Annotated in this window: 15 protein-coding genes; 9 read left to right on the top strand and 6 right to left on the bottom strand. The window is 69.9% G+C overall.

The genetic code is table 11. From position 1 onward, the window contains the following. Positions 1-15: 15 nt before the first annotated feature. From ABZV00_RS11035 to ABZV00_RS11005, 7 genes are all read left to right on the top strand, one after another. Positions 16-1,482, top strand: coding sequence for a dihydroorotase family protein (locus ABZV00_RS11035; protein ID WP_355604302.1), 1,467 nt, complete (start codon positions 16-18; stop codon positions 1,480-1,482). Continuing rightward, entirely contained in the window at positions 1,479-2,363 is an 885-nt protein-coding gene (locus tag ABZV00_RS11030) for a CoA ester lyase (RefSeq protein ID WP_355604299.1), read from the top strand. Before ABZV00_RS11035 ends, ABZV00_RS11030 begins: the two co-directional genes overlap by 4 nt. 129 nt (positions 2,364-2,492) lie before the next feature. After that, positions 2,493-3,407: an FAD:protein FMN transferase gene (locus ABZV00_RS11025; protein ID WP_355604296.1), complete on the top strand. Its 915-nt coding sequence runs from the start codon at positions 2,493-2,495 to the stop codon at positions 3,405-3,407. After that, positions 3,388-3,918, top strand: coding sequence for a flavin reductase family protein (locus tag ABZV00_RS11020; protein ID WP_355604293.1), 531 nt, complete (start codon positions 3,388-3,390; stop codon positions 3,916-3,918). The genes ABZV00_RS11025 and ABZV00_RS11020 overlap by 20 nt, the downstream gene beginning before the upstream one ends. Before the next feature lie 66 nt (positions 3,919-3,984). Beyond that, positions 3,985-4,827, top strand: a complete 843-nt coding sequence (locus ABZV00_RS11015; RefSeq protein ID WP_355604290.1) for an alpha/beta fold hydrolase — start codon at positions 3,985-3,987, stop codon at positions 4,825-4,827. After that, the gene (locus ABZV00_RS11010) at positions 4,824-5,582 is read left to right on the top strand and encodes an alpha/beta hydrolase (RefSeq protein WP_355604287.1); all 759 of its coding nucleotides are present in this window, start codon (positions 4,824-4,826) and stop codon (positions 5,580-5,582) included. Before ABZV00_RS11015 ends, ABZV00_RS11010 begins: the two co-directional genes overlap by 4 nt. After that, on the top strand, positions 5,579-6,790 hold the full coding sequence (locus tag ABZV00_RS11005; RefSeq protein ID WP_355604285.1) for an LLM class flavin-dependent oxidoreductase: 1,212 nt from the start codon (positions 5,579-5,581) through the stop codon (positions 6,788-6,790). Before ABZV00_RS11010 ends, ABZV00_RS11005 begins: the two co-directional genes overlap by 4 nt. 7 nt (positions 6,791-6,797) lie before the next feature. Here the strand turns inward: ABZV00_RS11005 and ABZV00_RS11000 are convergent, their stop codons facing one another. Continuing rightward, positions 6,798-7,550, bottom strand: a complete 753-nt coding sequence (locus tag ABZV00_RS11000; RefSeq protein ID WP_355604282.1) for an FCD domain-containing protein — start codon at positions 7,548-7,550, stop codon at positions 6,798-6,800. Positions 7,551-7,818: 268 nt separating this feature from the next. Here ABZV00_RS11000 and ABZV00_RS10995 point away from each other — a divergent pair, with 268 nt between their 5' ends. Continuing rightward, the gene (locus tag ABZV00_RS10995) at positions 7,819-8,601 is read left to right on the top strand and encodes an alpha/beta hydrolase (protein WP_355604279.1); all 783 of its coding nucleotides are present in this window, start codon (positions 7,819-7,821) and stop codon (positions 8,599-8,601) included. A gap of 14 nt (positions 8,602-8,615) precedes the next feature. Here ABZV00_RS10995 and ABZV00_RS10990 read toward each other — a convergent pair whose 3' ends face one another. The 5 genes from ABZV00_RS10990 to ABZV00_RS10970 form a co-directional block, all read right to left on the bottom strand. Beyond that, positions 8,616-11,399 (bottom strand): hypothetical protein, encoded by a 2,784-nt coding sequence (locus tag ABZV00_RS10990; protein WP_355604277.1) that lies wholly within the window; start codon positions 11,397-11,399, stop codon positions 8,616-8,618. Between the two features lie 14 nt (positions 11,400-11,413). Next, entirely contained in the window at positions 11,414-12,979 is a 1,566-nt protein-coding gene (locus ABZV00_RS10985) for a hypothetical protein (RefSeq protein ID WP_355604274.1), read from the bottom strand. After that, positions 12,976-14,655, bottom strand: coding sequence for a hypothetical protein (locus ABZV00_RS10980; RefSeq protein WP_355604271.1), 1,680 nt, complete (start codon positions 14,653-14,655; stop codon positions 12,976-12,978). The genes ABZV00_RS10985 and ABZV00_RS10980 overlap by 4 nt, the downstream gene beginning before the upstream one ends. A gap of 214 nt (positions 14,656-14,869) precedes the next feature. After that, positions 14,870-15,934 (bottom strand): hypothetical protein, encoded by a 1,065-nt coding sequence (locus tag ABZV00_RS10975; RefSeq protein ID WP_355604268.1) that lies wholly within the window; start codon positions 15,932-15,934, stop codon positions 14,870-14,872. Between the two features lie 415 nt (positions 15,935-16,349). Continuing rightward, complete coding sequence (locus tag ABZV00_RS10970; protein ID WP_355604265.1) at positions 16,350-16,784, bottom strand: hypothetical protein; 435 nt, start codon at positions 16,782-16,784, stop codon at positions 16,350-16,352. A gap of 37 nt (positions 16,785-16,821) precedes the next feature. Here ABZV00_RS10970 and ABZV00_RS10965 point away from each other — a divergent pair, with 37 nt between their 5' ends. Then, the gene (locus ABZV00_RS10965) at positions 16,822-17,985 is read left to right on the top strand and encodes a hypothetical protein (RefSeq protein ID WP_355604263.1); all 1,164 of its coding nucleotides are present in this window, start codon (positions 16,822-16,824) and stop codon (positions 17,983-17,985) included. Positions 17,986-18,473: the final 488 nt, after the last annotated feature.

Below are 18,473 nucleotides of genomic sequence, written 5' to 3'. Positions count from 1 at the left end.
CATCAGGAGCACACCGTGGAACCTTTCGATCTCGTAGTCAAGAACGTCAGAGTGGTGCGGCACGACCAGACCGAGCCGGCGGCGCTGGACATCGGTGTCCGCGACGGCCGGGTGGCAAGCCTCGCGTCGGCGATCGACCCCACCGGCGCGAAAGCCGTCGTCGACGGTGGCGGCAAGCTCGCCTTCCCGGGCGTCGTCGACGCACACCAGCACTGGGGCATCTACCACCCGCTGGCCGAGGACACTGGCACGGAGAGCCGCGCCTGCGCGCAGGGCGGCGTCACCTCCGCGATCAACTACATCCGGACCGGGCAGTACTACCTCAACAAGGGCGGACCGTACCGCGAATTCTTCCCGGAGGTGCGCACCGCCACCGACCAGAAGTCCTACGTGGACTTCGCCTTCCACGTCGCGCCGATGACCGCCGAGCACATCGACGAGATCCCCGAACTGGTCCGCGACCACGGGGTCACCTCGTTCAAGGTTTTCATGTTCTACGGTGGCCACGGGCTGCACGGGCGCTCGGCCGACCAGAGCTCCTTCCTCATGATCCCGCCGGACGCCCGGTACGACTACGCCCACTTCGAGTTCGTCATGCGCGGCGTGCAGGCCGCCCGCGAGCAGTTCCCCGACCTGGCCGACGAGATCTCGCTGTCCCTGCACTGCGAGACGGCCGAGATCATGCGTGCGTACACCCGGTTGGTCGAGGAGGAGGGAGCCCTGACCGGCCTGGCCGCGTACAGCGCCTCCCGGCCACCGCACTCCGAAGGGCTCGCGATCAGCATCGCCGCCTACCTCGCGCACGAGACCGGCCTGCCCACCATCAACCTGCTGCACCTGTCGTCGGCCAAGGCGGTCGACGCGGCGATGCGCATGGCCCAGGCGTTCCCGCACGTCGACTTCCGCCGTGAGGTGACCATCGGCCACCTGCTGGCCGACATCGACACCGCGTACGGCCTCGGCGGCAAGGTCAACCCGCCGCTGCGTCCCCGCGAGGACGTGGAGGCGCTGTGGGGCTACCTGCTCGACGGCAATCTCGACTGGGTCGTCAGCGACCACGCGTGCTGCCGCGCCGAGACCAAGTTCGGCGAGCCTAAGGACGACATCTTCGTCGCCAAATCCGGCTTCGGCGGGGCCGAGTACCTGCTGCCCGGCCTGATCAGCGAGGGCTCCAAGCGCGGCCTGTCGTACGCCCGCGTCGCCGAGTTGACCTCATGGGCGCCGGCACGTCGCTTCGGGCTGGCCACCAAGGGCGCCATCGCCGAAGGGTTGGATGCCGACTTCTGCCTGGTCGACCCGGACCACACCTGGACGGTACGGGCCGACGAGTCGCTCTCGGCACAGGACTACACGCCGTTCGAGGGCATGGAACTGACCGCCCGGGTCACCGACACCTTCCTGCGCGGCGAGCAGATCCTGCGCGACGGCACCGTGGTCGGGCAGCCACGCGGCCGGTACCTGGCCCGCCCCACCCGGCCGTGACCGCCATCGGGCCACCCCGGACCACCGCCCGCAGCTACCTGTACGTGCCGGGCGACCAACCGGACAAGGTGACGCGTGCGGCGGCCCGGGGCGCCGACGCCTGCATCCTCGACCTTGAGGACGCGGTGGCACCGGCGAACAAGGCCACCGCCCGGACCACCATCGGCGTGTTCCTCGCCGGTACCGCGGCGGCGCCCGGCGCTCCCCAATGGTGGGTACGCCTCAACTCGGACACGCCGGCCGCGGACATCGCCGCGGTGGCCGGCCCGCACCTGACCGGCGTGGTCGTGCCGAAGGCCGACGTTGACCTGTTGGCCGAGGTGCACCGGCTACTCGGCGACGCGGAACGGGATCACGGCCTCCCGGTCGGTCGCGTGGCGGTGTTCGCGCTGCTGGAGACAGCCGGCGGCGTGCTGCGCGCCGAGGCCGTGGCCGCCGCTCCCCGGGTCGAACGCCTCGGCTTGGGGGAGGCGGACCTCGCGGCCGAACTGTGCCTGCAACCTGGTCCGGACAAGGTGGAGCTGTGGCCGCTGCGCTCGCGCGCCGTCCTGGCCTGCGCGGCGGCCGGCCTCGCCCCGCCAGTGGGCCCGACGGAGACGGTCCTGCGCGACCCGGACCGACTGGAGGCAACCAGCCGGCTGCTGCTGCGTCAGGGATTCCGCGGCCGCACAGCGATCCACCCCGCGCAGGTGCCCGTCGTCAACCGGGTGTTCTCGCCGGCCGTGGCGGAGGTCGAGGCGGCCCAAGACATCGTCGACCGGCTGGCGGGCGCCGAACAGAACGGCTCGGGGGTGGCGGTCACCGCCGACGGGCGGATGATCGACGCGGCGGTCGCCCGCAGCGCCCGGGAGGTGTTGGACCGGGCCGCGGCAGGCCGCTAACCGGCGTGGACCCGGAGCACGTGGCCCGCGAAACAAGGGGTCGGCCGGCGTGAACTGTCCGGCCGACCCCTTGTTCCTAAACATTATCATGTTTAGCATGTTAAGGCTGGCGGTGAAGGGAGAGCCCACATGAACGCCGCGTCCATCGGACTGACGCAACACCGCACCCACCTCCCCACCGTGCAGCGGCACACCTGCCAGGTGTTCACCTGCGACGTGACGCTGGCCAGCCACGGGCCACCGGCCACGCCGTTCACCGAGGTGCAACGGCGGTTGCGGGCACTGGACGAGCGATACTCCCGCTTCCGCGCCGACAGCGAACTCTCCCAGCTCAACGCCGCCGCCGGGCACTGGCACGACATCTCCGAAGACCTGCACGCGATGCTTCGGCACGCACTGGTGGTGGCCGTCGCCAGCGCCGGCCTGGTCAATGTGGCGATGCTGCCGCGGCTGCTCGCCGCCGGCTACGTACGGTCATGGGCGACAGGAACCCCGCCCGCCGCACCGCCCGCGCCACCGATGTCAGTGCCACCGCTGGCCTCGGTGCTGGAACTGCGCGGCCACACGGCCCGGCTGGCGCCCGGATCCAGCGTCGACGTCGGGGCACTGGCGAAGGGCAGGTGGGCCGACGACGTCGTCACCTGGCTGGGCCCCAACTCGGCAGCCAGCATCGGGGGAGACGTGACCTGCCGCGGGCCCGGCCCGGACGGCGACGGCTGGCCCGTCGAACTGCCGAACAGCGAGGTACTGCTGGTACGCGACGGCGGCATCGCCACCAGCGGCACGGGCAAACGCCGCTGGGGCACCGACGGACACCACCTGATCGACCCGCGAACCGGACAGCCGGCCACCTCCGACATCACCCAGACGACGGTCCTTGCCGACACCGGCGCCTGTGCCGACTGGGTCGCCTCAGCGGTGGTGATCGGCGGCAGCCCGGCAGCGGACCGGCTCACCAGCCGGACCGACGTGCACCACATGTGGCTGAGCCGAGTCGACAACCAACCGACAGGGGAGAGGCACGATGAACCCCACCAGCCGTGACCTGACCGGCCGGGAACGCCTCGTCGAGACCCCCCGTTTCCGGGCCGCCTTTCGGCAGGTGCCCGCACCGGTGGCGATCGTGCTCGTGCCCGGCGGCCCGGCTGGCGTCACCGGCATCACCTGCACCTCCGCCACCTCGCTGTCCGGTCAGCCACCGATGGTGATGGTCGCCGTCGACCAGAAGACCGGCCTCGCACCGCTGGCCGAGCGAGCCGGCCGGTTCAGCATCAACTACCTCGCCGCAGACCGCGCCACTTGGGCGCAGGCATTCGCCGCCCGTGGCCGAGACCTCGACGAACTCGCCGCGGCCGTGGTCGCCGGCCGCACATCGGTACCCACCCTGGCCACCGGCACCACCGCAGTCCTTGAATGCCGCGCCACCGCCGTGCACCAGGGCGGAGACCACTGGATCCTGTGCGGCGAGGTGCTGCACGCCCGATCCCAGACCGACGCCCGGCCACTGCTCTACCTCAGCGGACGCTACGGCACCTTCCAGACCGACGACCTCTAACGGCCCGGATCCGGACCGTGGACGACGCACCGCGAACCGCAGCCAGCACACCCGGAGGCAGGAACGATGGCCCAACCACGTACGCACACCGTCGAAGCCGGCGGGTTCACCACCCGCTACTGGGAATGCGCGCCCAGGCAGCCACAGGGCACCGTCGTTCTCGTCCATGACGGAGCGTTCGGCGGCGACGCCATCGGCAGTTGGGCCGGCGTCATGTCCATCCTCGCCGAGCACTACCGGGTACTCGCACCGGACATGCTCGGATACGGCGACACCGACAAGGTCGTCTACCTGGACCGGTCGCCGTACTCCTTCCGCACCGCCCACCTGGCCGCGTTCTGCGCCGCCCTCGGCGTCGACGCCGCGCACTTCGCCGGCCAGTCATTCGGCGGATCCCTCGTACTGCGAGCACTGGCCACGGCAACACCGACCCTGCCAGCCCTGTCCGCAGTGAGCATCTGCGGCACCGGCGGCCCGTGGCGGTCGACCAAGGGAACCAGCGAACTCGGCCGGTTCGACGGCACCGAAGAGGACGTCCACCGCCTCGTCGCCCTCATGACCGACGACTACGCCGGCTTCGACGAAGCCGTCCAGGTGCGGTATGCCAACACCCGCAAACCCGGGCACGTACCGGCGTGCCTCGCCTCCCGCCTGCGCCACCCCACGCTGCCCAAGCCGGACGGCCCCGACAACTGGCCAGCCCCCCTGCGCGACTGCCGCGTGCCGGTACTGGTGGTCGAGGGCACCCGAGACGACCTACTCGAACCGGACTGGGGCCGACACTTCGAGAACCTGTCCGCACAGGTGCACGTACACCGGATGGACGCCCGACACGCGCCGAACCTCGACCAGCCCGCAGCGGTCGCCGACCTGCTACAGACATTCTTCACCGAGGGGAGCGCACCGTGAGCACACTGCTGTTCCTCCACGACGTGGACGTGCTACCCGGACCGGTCGGCGCGCTGAGCCTCCTAGCAGGCGACCTCGACGTCGTCGTGCCCCGACACCCCGGCTTCGGCACACCACTGGACGACACCGCGCAGGGATGGGACACCGTCGCCGACCTCGCTCAGCACTACCTGTCCGGCCCCGCCGCCGAGCTGGTACGCGCCCCGGCCACCGGCCCGCTACACCTGGCAGGCGCAGGCTTCGGCGGCTGGATAGCCCTGGAAATGGCGGTACGCGCACCACACCAGTTCGCCTCACTCGTCCTCGTCTCCCCGTACGGGGTGAAACTGTCCGGGCCAACCGAGCGCGACTTCGCCGACATCCTGCTGCTCGACCCGACCGAGGTGGTCGAGCTGGGCTGGGCCGACCCGGCAGCCTGCCGCGACCTGCGAATGCCCGGCTTTCCCACCGGCCTGACAGACAGCGAATACGAGCAGGCGTTCGCCGACCGAGCCGCCCTGTCGCGATACGCCTGGAAACCCTTCCTGCACGACCCCCGGCTACACCGGTGGCTACACCTAGCCACCATGCCAACGCTGGTACTGGCCGGCGCCCGCGACCGGCTGGTTCCGCCGCGGCACAGCGCCGCACTGGCCGACCTGCTGCCGTCGGCGCGCTTCGTCGACCTGCCCGACGCCGGGCACTACCCGTACCTGGAGCGTCCCGACGAGTTCCACCGGCTGGTCCGGTCCTTTCTGAGGGGAGATGCCCGGTGAGGCTCTACCACTTCACCGAGATGCCCTACCCGTTCGTCCCACCCGAGGCGGAAGAGGCGAACCGGGGACTGAAGTACTTCATGCCCAACCGGTACTATGACCCGGTACTCGGCCACGAGCTCTACCAGCGGTACCTCGACGAGTACGAACTCGCCAACGAACTCGGCTTCGACCTGATGGTCAACGAGCACCACCAGTCGGCGTCGACCCTGCAGGTATCGGCCACCCTCAGCGCCGCGTCAGTGCTGCACCGCACCCGACGCGGCCGGGTCCTGGTACTCGGCACCCCGTTGCCGCACCGGGAAAGCCCCATCCGAGTCGCCGAGGAGATCGCCTACCTGGATTCGGTCAGCGGCGGCCGCATCGACTGCGGCTTCGTCCGTGGCGTCCAGGGCGAAACGTTCCCCTCCAACCAGAACCCCGTGCACAACCTGGAGATGTTCATCGAGGCCCACGACCTCATCAAGAAGGCGTGGACCAGCGGCGACGTCTTCTCCTGGGAAGGCCAGCACTACCACTACCGGTACGTCAGCGTGTGGCCACGACCGTACCAACAACCGCACCCGCCAATCTGGATCAGCGGCACCTCCACCCGACTGGTCGAATGGACCGCCACACACGGCTACACCCTGTGCAACCTGCTCGGCACGTACGACGACACCGCGACCTCCTTCCGGCTCTACCGCAGAACCGCCGTGGCAGCCGGCCAACCTGAACCCGGCCCGGACCGGTTCGCCTACATGGCCCTGTGCCACGTCGCCCCGACCGAGGAAAAAGCCCGCGAGATCGGCCGCAAGCTCATGTACTACCTCAAGCCCGGCCAGTTGCGGCTCGGCGCGGCCAGCCCACCCGGCTACTTTCCGCCGTCCGCGGCCGTGGCCGCACTCCAAGGCCGGCTCGGAGCGGTCCGCCGGATGAGCTACGAGGACCTCATCGACGCCGGCATCCTGCTAGTCGGCACCCCCGACCAGGTGACCGCGCAAATCCACCGACTGTACGAGGAGACCGGCGCCGGGCACCTCATCCTGATGAACCACGCCGGCGACATGACGAGCAACGAGGTACGCGACCACCTCACCCTGTTCGCCCGGGAGGTGATGCCGGCGGTGTCCACCCTCGGCACCGACTGGCGCGACCAGGACACCAGTTGGCGGGTGGACCAGGACGACACGCCGGTGCAGGCGGTGCTTTCCAGCGCACTGTCCTGACCGGACATCACCACCAGCCGATCACCTCGTCGTGCAGACCGGTGTAGTCGCGTTCGAGGTGATCGGCCAGGGCGGTCATGTGCGCCCGCATCAGCTTCTCCGCCTCAGCCCCGTCCCCGTCGGCGATCGCCGAGGCGACCGCCTGGTGCTCGCGCCGCACGTCCTCCCAGCGCTCCGGGCGACGCTCGGCCGCGACGACCCGCTCGGTGTAGATCTCCTTCAGCGCCCGGCCGAACAGATCCAGCACCCCATTGCCCGACAAGCCCGCCACCACACCATGGAAACGCTGCATGACAACCAGATAGCTGGCCTCGTCGCGCTCCTCCAGCATGCTGTGCTCACGCATCGACTCGGCCAACTCGCGCAGGTGCGCGGCGTCACGGCGCTGGGCGGCCAACCTGGCCATCATCGGCTCCATGATCACGCGTGCCTCGACCAGCTCACCGAACCGGGTCCGGCCCATCTGCATGAACAACGCCATCGTCCGGCCGAAGGTGTGCGGATCGACCGCCCCGACGATCGGTCCGCCGCCGCGACCGGGCCGGACCCGCACCAGGCCGTTGATCTCCAGAATCCGCAGCGCCTCGCGCAGTGTGCCGCGGCTGACCCCGTACGCCCGCAGCATCTGCGCCTCTGTGGCAAGCGCCGCCCCAGCGGTCAGCCCTTGCTCGACGATGTCCTCCAGGATCTGCCGGGCCACCAGCTCGCCCATCTTCGCCGCGTGCTGACGGAACCGCGGGGTCGGCTGGGCCTCAGGCATGCCCTGATTCTACGGGGCCGCGATCTTGCAGCCGTCCACTCTTTGGCCCAACCAGCGGGGGAGCGGGAATCGCCACTCCGCAACGCGACCAGACGAACCGTGCGGCGCTGCGCCTCGGGTAGACAGGGCGGCTGGCGGTCACGGCAGGTAGCTCGCGGGCGACCGATTCTCCGACGTTGACTGGCACGCCCCTCCTGATCGACCCCCGCGTACGCCCGCCCACATCCGGGCCAGCGGCGAGGGCGAACACGCTCGCTAGGATCCCCACATGAACCTGGCGGTCGACGAGTCAGCGGGAGCCGGACCAACAGTGGTCTGCCTTCCCATGTTCAGCACGACGCGCGCCGCCACGGCCGCCGCCTTCGGCCCGGCGTTCGCGGGCGCGGGCCTGCGAGAGGTGTACGTGGATCTGCCGGGCCACGGCGACTCCCCAGTGACCTGCCGGCCCGCCTCCCAGGCCGTGCTGGACACCGTGTGCGCCTGGCTCGACCGCCACGTCGACGCGCCGGTCCTGCTCGCAGGTGCGTCCTACGGCGCCTACCTGGCCGCCGGCATAGCGCGCCAGCGGCCCGAGCTTGTCCGCGGTCTCCTCCTCGTCTGCCCGGGCGTCACCATCGCGCCAGCAAGCCGGACCCTGCCCGAGCTCGATCCACCCGAAGCGCCCCCGGGCTGGCTCGACGCCGCCCCCACCGGACTGCGGGCACACCTCAACGTGGCGCTGGGTCACCGCACGCCGGCTGTCGTCGCGACAGTGCTCGCGGCACTGGAGTCCGGCGGCCCCGGCGACGAGAAGTTCCAGGAAGAGCTCCGCGCGGGCACCGACTACGCCCTTCCCGACGAGGACGCCGACATCGCCTTCGACGGTCCGGTCAGCGTCATCACCGGCCGACAGGACGGCATCGTCGGCTACGCCGACCAGTTCCACGCCATGCGCCACTATCCCCGCGGCACCTTCACCGCGATCGACGCGGCCGGGCACTACCTCCCGTTCGAACAACCCACGCTGCTGCGGTCACTCACCCAGGACTGGCTGCACCGAACCCGCACCTGAGGACAGCCCGTCGGTCACGCGGGCTCCGGATTCAGCTCGGATCCCGTCTGCAGACAGATCAGCGCCGTCGGGGTGCAGACCTCCCAAGGCTCGTCGACGGCGACCTCCTCACCCGGGCGGTCGAGGGCGTCGCCGATCAGGTCCTCGATCGGCGGGTACGGGTTCCTGCCGTCCCGCCACGGGCGCGGCGTCAGCACCGGGATCTGCGACGTCTCCAGGTACCTCCCGACCGCATGCTCGTAGCCGGCACGCACCGGCACCGTCACCCGAGCGGCACCGGCCTGCAGGAACGCCTCATGAACAAGGTCCGAGCTGGTCCGGGTCCGCAGCGTCGCCCACCGCTCCCGGCCGGCCCACTGGTACGGGTAGAACAGGTAGACCATGTTCTCCCAGTCGAAGAGGTCCTCACCGAACTGGATCTGGTCCGCCTCCGCCGTGATCTCAAGACGGTTGATGCGCGGGGCTTCGTCAGCCGGGAAGGTCAGACTTCCGAACTGGTCGAACTCGTGGCCGAAGAGCACACTCTGGCAAGCCCGCTTCAACTCCAACTGTTCGACCCGCCGGTTCATCTCCGACGGCTGCTCGGACCGGTACACCGCGCGGGCCAGCCGCAGACGCTGGTCGTTGTCGTAGGCCGCCAACTGCGTCAGATAGCTGGCCCGGATCGCCTCGTACGCCCGCAGCCGCCAGGCCTCGTAAGCGGTGGTGGTGCGTTCGCAACGCACCCGCACCACCACCGTGAGACCACCACGCTGATCGGCGCTGATCCCGACGGGCAGCGGCCCGGGAAGCACCTGGTCGAGCGGGACGTGCATCTGGCCGTCACCGCCGTCGTTGCTGCTGACCCGCTTCTCACCGATCGCGATCTGCACAGCCTGCGGCGGGCTGCCCTCCTCCGCGGTGTACTCGCCGTCCACCAGCCCCCAGGTGGTGGTCACGTACGCCTCGGTGGCCTCGTAGCCGGCCGGCACCATAACCTCACCGACGTACGAGCTGTAACCCCACTCCGGCTGCGACTTGTCAGTGGAGTTCTGGGCGTAGTCGAACGGCCGCGCCGGCGGGTCGGCGAACGTGACGGTGGCCGACACCTCCGGCTCGGGCGGTGGCTCGACGCCGACCACATCCCAGCGCGCCGCCTTCTCGGCGTAGTTCTCCTCATTGAGGTCGGCGACGTCGAGGAACCAACCGGCCGGCTTCGCGACCGCACCCTCGTCGCTGCTCCGCTGCGCCAGGTAGACCAGCACGGCGGCCGGCTCAGGCACGATGAACTGGAGCAGCAGCCGTTCCCCGTAGTTGTAGACCTGAGCCTGGTCGACCTTCGTGAGCCAGCGGTAGACGCCGGTGATGTTCGCCAACCCGTCGGCGTTGTCGAACCGGTGATCGTTGGTCTCGGTCACCCGGGTCGTGCTGGTGATGGCGCGGCGCTCGGAAACCTCGCTGCGCAGCAGCTCGGAAGCCCGCTCGGTGAGGGTCTTGGAGTACGACACGGCCGAACTCATGCTGCTCGCGGTGGTCGTGGACCGGTCGGCGTTGATGTCGACGCCGGCCTGAACCGGGCCGAAACCGCCCGAGACGCTGACCCCCAACGACATCGAGGTGCTCTGGGTGGCAGCGGTGGTCAGCGCCCGATCGAGGCTGTTCTGATCCGTGGTCTCCAGCTCCTGGGTGGTCTCGGCGATCGACTGCGTCGACGTGGTGACCGACTCCCGGGTGCTGGTGTCGACCACGTGGGTGCGACCGCGTACCTCGCTGGCCAGCACGTTCTCGACGTGCGAGATCTCGCCGAACTCGTAGCGCAGATGCACGGTCCGGATGACCATGAGGTCGCCGCGGCCGGCGACCCGCGCCTGCGCGCTCAGCACCGGAACCCGTGGCGGAACGTACTCAATGTCGTCACCGACGACGACGGGCCCGCTCTCGACCAGCCGCCCCGGATCCATCGCCTCAGCCCGCCGGTCCGCACGACGGCGGGCAGCCTCGCGTTCGGTGTCGAACAGCTTGCGCAGGGCGCGCAGCGTGGCGGTGGCCGGCACGCCCAGTTCGGTGGCGCCGCGGGACGCCGCCTCGATGGCCGGGACGAGGTCGGCGAAGCCGGCCGCCTGGACGTCGGCGAGTGTCGGATCCGGATTACCGGTGACGCGTGCCCGGGCAAGCAGACGCCCGGCGTGAACGGCCAGGTCTCCGAAGTGCTGGGCGTAGCCGACGTCGGCGTCGAACTGCGGCGCCGGCTTCGGTGCGGGCGGCAACTCCAGGTCGCGGCCACCGATCAGCGAGCGGACCAGGCAGACGTCCTCGGCGTCGCTGCCAGCGAGACGGATCAGGGTGATGCCGCGCAGCAGCCGCAGGAGGACGGTCGACGCCACGCCGCGCGGCCGACCCAGGAACCGGCCGAGGGCGGTCATGTCCACGGTCCAGCGCGTGAGGGCGGCTGTCGGACCGCGCAGCTGTTCCGAGGTCACCTGCCGCTCGGCCGCCCACCCGGTGATGACCTGACGCAGCTTCCCGACGGTGAGGCTGGAGTCGACGGCGGCCCGCCGCAACAGGGCCAGGGCCAACCGACCGAGGTCCTCGATCGCGTCGTCCTGCTCCTTCCTCCGGGCGTCGTACAGTGCCCAGGCCTGCTCGACGTCGCGGCTGGCCAGCGCATTCCTGACCGGTGGTGACCAGTCGTCGCGGAAGTCGAGGACCGGTCCGATGACCTTCGGTCCAGTGGAGCAGGCGCCGTCCTCAGCACCCGCGGGGTCACCCGCCCGGCGCAACTGCACGAAACGGAGCGTGGCCTCTGGTGTTGCCGGCATGGCCGATCCTCCAGTCAGAGTTGGGGCAGGCGCAGCGCGGTCGGCATGCCGTAGCGGTCGACCTGGCTGTTGAGTCGTCGCACGAGCTCGTTCCAGGCCCCGGCCGCCTCGGGTGTCGAGGCCAGCGCCCGCTGCCACTCGTCGTCCCGCAGCGCGGCCATCAGCTCGGCCAGGGTCCGCTGGTCGAACGCGATGACCGGCTCGGTCACCCGGGCGATGTCGGTCAGGGGAAACGGCTCCGCGGTGGCGCCGTACGTGGACGTGTAGTCCTGCGCGCGCGCCGCATAGTCGTAGTCGGCCTCTTCCGCGACGGTCGGGACCACGCGGTTACCCCAGCGGTCCAGCCGGGTCATGCCGCCCATCATGCGTCCGGCGTAGAGGTCGGTCAGCGCGTGATCCCGTGGGGAGAGCAGGTGCAGATTGGCCGGCTCGCTCGCCCCGGTCAGCATCGACAGCCGGCTGCTCCACAGATCCTCGTCGAGCTTCTTCCGCAACGTCCGAACCCAGCGCTGCATCTCCTTGATGAACCGCTGAGGCCTCGCGTGTTCCCACTCGTAGACACGGATGGCCACGTTCCGCGCCGACGGAAGCCGCATGGCCGTCTCGAACAACTCATCGCGGGACAGCCGGAAGTACGGATCACGGCCGTAGCGGCTGCGCACGTCCAGCGGATCACCGCGCGGCGCGGTCGCGCTACGGCCGTGGTGATCCCACAACCGCTGCAGCTCGGCGTCGTCGCCGGTCAGGATCCGCTCGTCCTCCAACCGCGCCGCGAGCTCCCAACGCGCCTGCGTGACCGTCCGGGCGCTGGGCGGCCCCGTCTCGAACGAGAAACGGTAGATCGGGGCGTCCCCGGTGGAGATCATGTGGGCGATCTGCACCTCGGACATCAGCAGGTCGGGGTCGTAATCCCAGGCGTGCAACTCGTCCGAGCTCCGCACCTGCAGCTCCCGGAACAGCTCCGGACCCCGCGCGGTCAACGGGATCTCCCGGTCCCAGACCCGCGACGCCAGCACCGTGCTGATCGAGCGGTTGCCCCGGCCGGTGACCACCGCGCCGTACGCCGGGTAGCGCAGGCCCGGGCTGACCGGAGCGTTCATCGGCATGACGTTCAGATCATCGGGCAACTCGACGTGAAAACCCTCGTGGTAGCGGTAGGACCCATAGGACACCCCGCCGTCGAACGGCGTCGACACCGTCCGGAAATCGGCGTACGCCCGCCGCAGCGCGTCGACGTAGCGCGCCGGATCCGACGTACGCAGCAGCGTCGCGGACGCCTCCCCGAGCAGCGCGTCGACCACACCGGACAGCAGCGACCCCTGACCTGCGGCGGCCAGGAACCCCTCCATCGACATGCCCGGGAAGTCCCGGCGCGCCGCCTCGAAGGCATGCTGCAGGAAACCGGACCGAAAGCAGACCCCGGACCGGTCGATCAGCTGCTCGGGATCACGCAGGAACGCAGGCGACGGGACGTCCGGCCTCAGGAGCGCCCGGGCCTGGGGAGTCATGCGCTGGAGCTGGCCCAGCAGTGCGAGCCGCTCCGGTACGGACAGACCGGCGTTGGCCGGCACCCGCGTCATGGCTGACCCTCGACGCGTTCGACCAGCGAACGGGCCAACGCCGCGTCGTCGGGCACCACTGCCTCCGCCGCCTCCCGCAGACGCCGGCCGGGATCGTCGCCGAGGGTCGTGACCCGCCGGCCCGAGGCGAGCAGGGAGCCGACCGCCCGTTCGGCGACCTCGGGAAGGAGCACACCACCGAGGGTGATCGCCGCCTCCAGGCCGCCCATCGGCTCGCCGTAGAGATTCTTCCCAGTCAGCACGTACGCCGCCACGCTGCCCAGGTCACGTAGGTCGTACATGACCTGCAGGGGCGGAAACGGAACGAACTCGCCGACCGCCACGACGATGTGGACCAGCTCCTCGATCGTCGCCGGCCGTGCCTCCAGAACGGCCTCGGTGCCAACCTTGCCGTCGGCGATCAGCAGCGGCACGTCGTCGACATGCGTGACGACCTTCTCGCGGTACTGGACGACACCGTCGATGTCCGATTCACCCGCCGCACCGAGGGGCAGGTCCAGGACGACCCGCACGTTCTCGGTGCGGACCACGGTCAACCGGAAGCACGGCGCGAAGGCCGCGGTCGTGTCCGGCGGTTCGGGGGACACCTCGCCGTCCACGTCCAGAAAATCGAGTCGATAAGCGAAGCGGTCGTCCGCACTCGCCGGATCGACACGGATGCGGATCGGTACGGGTGCGGCCTCCGGCAACCCGCCGAGCCACTGGACGTAGGTGTCGAGCAGGCTCATCAACATCGCGAACACGGCATCGTCGACGACCTTCGCCGTCTCGACCAGCCAGTTCGGCTGCCAACTCCACGGGGTTCCCCGAGGCAGCCGGCGCGGGTCCGGCTTCATCAGCACCAGGTCGACGCCGTCCGGGCAGGTCTCCTGCACCGCCACGGGTTGCGGCTCGCCGAGTGCCCGGCCCATGGCGACGGCGTTCGCGACGATGTCCGGCTCCGCCAGCGGTACGGCACGCAACGGCGCGCCGAGCGGCGGCACCGTCATCGGATGACGGTGCCGCTCGAACTCGAAGCGCAGCGCCTGATCGCAGGTGACGGTGCCGTCACCCGGACGGTAGGCCGCCCGGACGACACCCAGGGCGACCTCGCCCAGCAGCGGCCGCTGCTCGAACGTAACGCCCGGCGCCGCGGCGACCCGCAGCGACATCGCACCCCAGTGGAAGATCGCCGACCGGTCCGTCGCCGGGTCGGTGCCCGCCAGCGCATCGGTGATACCGAAGCCGCGCGCGGGCGCGAACGCGTACCCGAAGGGGAGTGGCTCGTACTCGACCGGCTCGCGGCCCTGGGGGAGTGTGACGGTCTCCGCCGCACCCCCGATCCTGTGTTCGACGGTCAGGTCGAAGGCGAGCGGACGCGCGGTCGGGAGATCCAGCACGGTCACGGCGGACGGGTCGAGCGGCCGGCCCAGCGCGGCGGCCGTCGCCACCTCGTAGTACCAGCCGGGCAGGTACACGATGGAGAGGTTCTCCGGGTCGAGGTACCGCACGTGCAGCACGTTGCTCATGGCGTCGATGCAGACGAACACCGGGTCGACCGGCGACCCACGGCAGATCTCCATCCAGCGCCCACCGACGTGGTCCGGAGCGTCCACCGCCAACCAGACGTCCGCCAGCAGGCCGCTCAGGTGCCGTACCGCAGCACCGGCGGCTTCCAGGTTGGCGGCGTCGCCCATGGCTGGAGGCTAGCCCGCATCGAACTTCAACACTGTCGTCGATGCGCCAGCCGTCAATCCGGACCTGGTACAAGACCCGGGGGACCCCGACCACCCGGGGGACCGCCCTGGCAAGGACGTCTATCTGTGTCTATCTGCGCCAGTGTGGTCGCCCGCAGCCCCGCATCCGCTGCGAGTCGTTTCGGTCTGGGGCGGGGACAGGTGATCCGGCTCGTCAGCAGCCGATCCAGCGCGCCGGGCGGAGCCGGGTGCCGTTGGTGGAGCCCACGACCGTGCCGTCGTCGGCGATCGCCCAGCCGAAGATGATCAGGACGTCGGGGATGGCGCCGCGCAGCGGGACGATGCGGCCGTCGTGGTCGACCGCCCGGTCGCCGAGCACCGTGCCTCGGGCGTTGACGTCGGATGCGGGCCCCAGCGCGGGGTTGACCGCGACCGCCAGCCCGGTCCGCAGGTTCCAGCGCACCGAGGTACTGTCCTCGTACGGGCTGCCGGCGCCGATTCTGCCGACCGCCCAGTCTCCCTGGGCTGCGAAGACAGTGGACCACCGGGCACCGGGCGCGGTGAGCAGGACGGTCGTTCCGTCCGGGCGGCGTACCCAGCCGGAGCTCAGGGAACCGCCCGAGCCTCCCGCGCTGCCGACGATGGTGCCGTCGTCGAGGATCTCCGTCGCGCCGGCGTTGGGCGGGGCGTCGATCACCTCGACGCCACCCGGCCGGTCCGCTGGCCAGAGCAGCGGCAGGGACGTCTCGGTCTCCTCGACGGCGCCGCTGCCGACGATGTCGCCGCGGGAGTTGATGCCCTGCGCCGAGGCGCCGGAGACCGTCGGCGGGATGGGTAGCCACTCCAGTTGGCCGTCGCGGTAGCGCAACGGCCGGTGGGAGTTGTCGACGAAACCGCTGCCGATGATGACGCCGTGCCGGTTGATGCTCGCGAGTTGAAGCTCCGCCTCTGTCGGGACGATGGTGAGGCGCGGCTCGTCCCAGACCAGCGGCCGGCGCGGAGGGCCGTCCCGGCGCGCCAGGCCGTCCCAGAGCAGCAGCAGCGGGTGGCGGTCGTCGTCGGTGACCCGGTAGCCGACGCCGGCGGTGAACCGACCGGTCGGGTCGACCACCCGGGCGTAACCGTTCAGATCAGCCGGCAGCGGCAGCGGTCGCAGCGCGCAGACCCGGACTTTCCTGGGGTTCGGCGCGGCCGTGACGACGTCGGGCAGCCCCAGCATCGCGGTGAGGGCGGCGGCGGTGAGGACGGCCAGGACGCTGCTCCGAGCAATCCTGATCATCTGTGCTCCCAGGCGGTCTGTTGTGGTGTGTGCTCACCAAAGCACATCGATGTCCGTACCGGTAGTCACCGTCCCGGTGCCACAGGTGTCCCTTCTCATTCGTCCTGGGCCACCTGAACCGCCCCTGACCTGCAGTGGCTCAAAATAGTGAGAACTGCCCAGCCGACACTCTTCTCATTATCTTGAGCCAAGTCCAAGTCTTGCCGTCCGTCCGACGCTCGAGACGCTGGCCTCTATCGGCAATGAGACCCGCTTTGGAGTTACTATGCGTCACCTCCGCCAGGCGGATGGAAGGGTGGGTGGTGGTCGACGATCTGCCAGGGTTCGCAGATCGGCAGAATCCTGCGGCTGTGAGGTAGGCCGGCTCGCCGCGCAGACCCGGTGAACGGAACCGAGGACGCGTCGAAGTCGTATTTCACGACGCATGAGGCTGGGAGTTTCGAGGGTTGGATACCGTCCACTGGTGACGGGCAGACACGGTGCCGGAGAGCGGGGCAGGCTCCCACAGGTGTTCGCCCGTGACGTACGCCGCACCCCAGACGCGCCGCTGGTGCGCCTCGGAAGAGGCGATGCAGCGGCGCTGCGCCGGGATGCGAACGCCGGCTTTCTGCAATGCCCGGTCGACGGCTGCCCAGACCCGAGGTTCGGTACCCGTGGCGGCTCGCGCCGCGACCACTTCTACCACCGCGTGGCCGACGGAAGCCACGGCGCCGAGACGCTCGCGCATCACACATCCAAGCACCTGCTGGCTGCGCGGATTCGCGAGCTCTACCCCGACGCGCAGGTTTTTCCGGATACGAGAGAAACCGAGGACGGGCGCCCGCCCCGACGTGTACTTGATTCTCAGCAACGGGGAAAAGTTGGCCTACGAGGTGCAATTCGCGGCGATGACCGTCGAGGACTGGCAGCGCCGACACGACCGGTACAGGAGCGAAGGCATCACCGACGTGTGGCTGTTCGGCGGCACCCGCTACCTGCGGGCACGGCACACAGGATCGGACGCCACTGAGCCGGAGCACGCTGCTCTGCTGGCGTGGTCGCCGTTGTTCACGGCGGTCGCTGCCGCGCACAGACCGGTGCTGTTCATTGACCCCTTCGGCGAGGCCCTCGGCGTCGCATACGGAGAGGTCGTTACCGGTCTGCTGGCCACCCGCGACCCAATGATCGCCAGCTGCTGCCTCCAGAGGGAGCCGGTGGTGTGGTGGTCGCCGCTGGCGACGTGTAGGGCGGCGGCCGGGCGGCTACTCCCGGTTGGAGTGCGTGAGCAGTTCGGGGACGCAACCCGCCACCGTAGGCATTTCACCGCACTTGCTGAGATGCAGGCGGAACGGGCCCGCACCGAGTCGGGGAGACGGCAGGAGGCAGAGGCGGCTCGTGTGCAGGCACGGATAGCGCGAGCCGCCTCTGCCGTGGATTGGGTTGCGGAGCGTGCAAGGTGGGAGGACGAGCAAGGTGTCGCCTTCCCACTGATCGTGGACGAGGATCCTCACCCGGACGAGGACGACCTCGGACTCACAGGCGATCAATGGCGGATCGCAGTCCTGCGCGTCTTGTCCGCGCGCCCCGGCAGCGTTGTGCCGACGCGGGTTCTGCTCCAGGCGCTGGAAGTCTGCTGTCGAGCGCCAGTCACGCGGCCTGTTTGGGCGGGGAGTAGGTCGGCAACCGAACAGTTGCTGCGCACGTTCCTGTGCAGGCTCCGCGCCGCAGGCTGGGTCGCCTTCGCCGGAAAGACGGGACCGCTCGCCGCTGAAGGTGTTTGCGCACTACGGACACTTGCGGATCCGCCACCAGACGGGTTCGTGCAGGACCTCGCCTCGCTGCACATCAAAACGCGCAGTGGGGTGACACGAGTCCAGGCGGTTGTTGCGGGCCAGTTCGTAGAGTGGCGATGCCGTCGGGCAGCGCGTCTCACACCAGACGAGCTTCTTGCCGCGCTACCGGCGGAGCCGGCCGCCCGATGGCAGGCTCCTGCTGCTGGGTTCAGGGCGTCCGATCGTCCGGGAACGGGCTCCGGCCCCGTGAATGGGAAGATCCACTCCCGGCGGGGCTGAGGAGATCACCTGCACCCAGGCATCCAGCATTTTCAACGCACAGACGCTGACGTTACGAGAGGTCCCTTAGGCAGTTCATCTCGCCGCTGCACCACCCGCGGCACCATCTGATGCGGTCGCTGGAGGCGGACAACGGCGGCCGGCTCCCGACGCCATGGATGGGCGAGGCCGGGGCAGCCCGGGACATGTGCTGAGCTACGACGTGCTGCATCCGGACGTGACGGGTCGAGCGGCGTTGGCTCACCGAGCAGCCGCCGCCGAGGCGAATGCCGGGCTAGTACTCCAGCCGCACTTTCAGGTTCGGAGTCTGCGCTGGTAGTGGCTGGTTCGAGCGCGGTATTGGTGGCGGCGTCGCCACTGGGACCATCGCCAGATATGATCTTGGTGGCGGATGATGGTGATCAGGTGTGCCAGGAGACGTCGGACCTCGCCGAGGGTGAGGGGGATGAGTCTGTCTCGTTCGGGATCGCTGCCCCTTTTGAGGCCGC

Source organism: Micromonospora sp. NPDC005173 (genome assembly GCF_040608515.1).
In the GTDB taxonomy this organism is placed as follows: Bacteria; Actinomycetota; Actinomycetes; order Mycobacteriales; family Micromonosporaceae; genus Micromonospora.
Note: the sequence above shows the minus strand (reverse complement) of the source record. Positions and strands in the feature narration are given on the sequence as shown.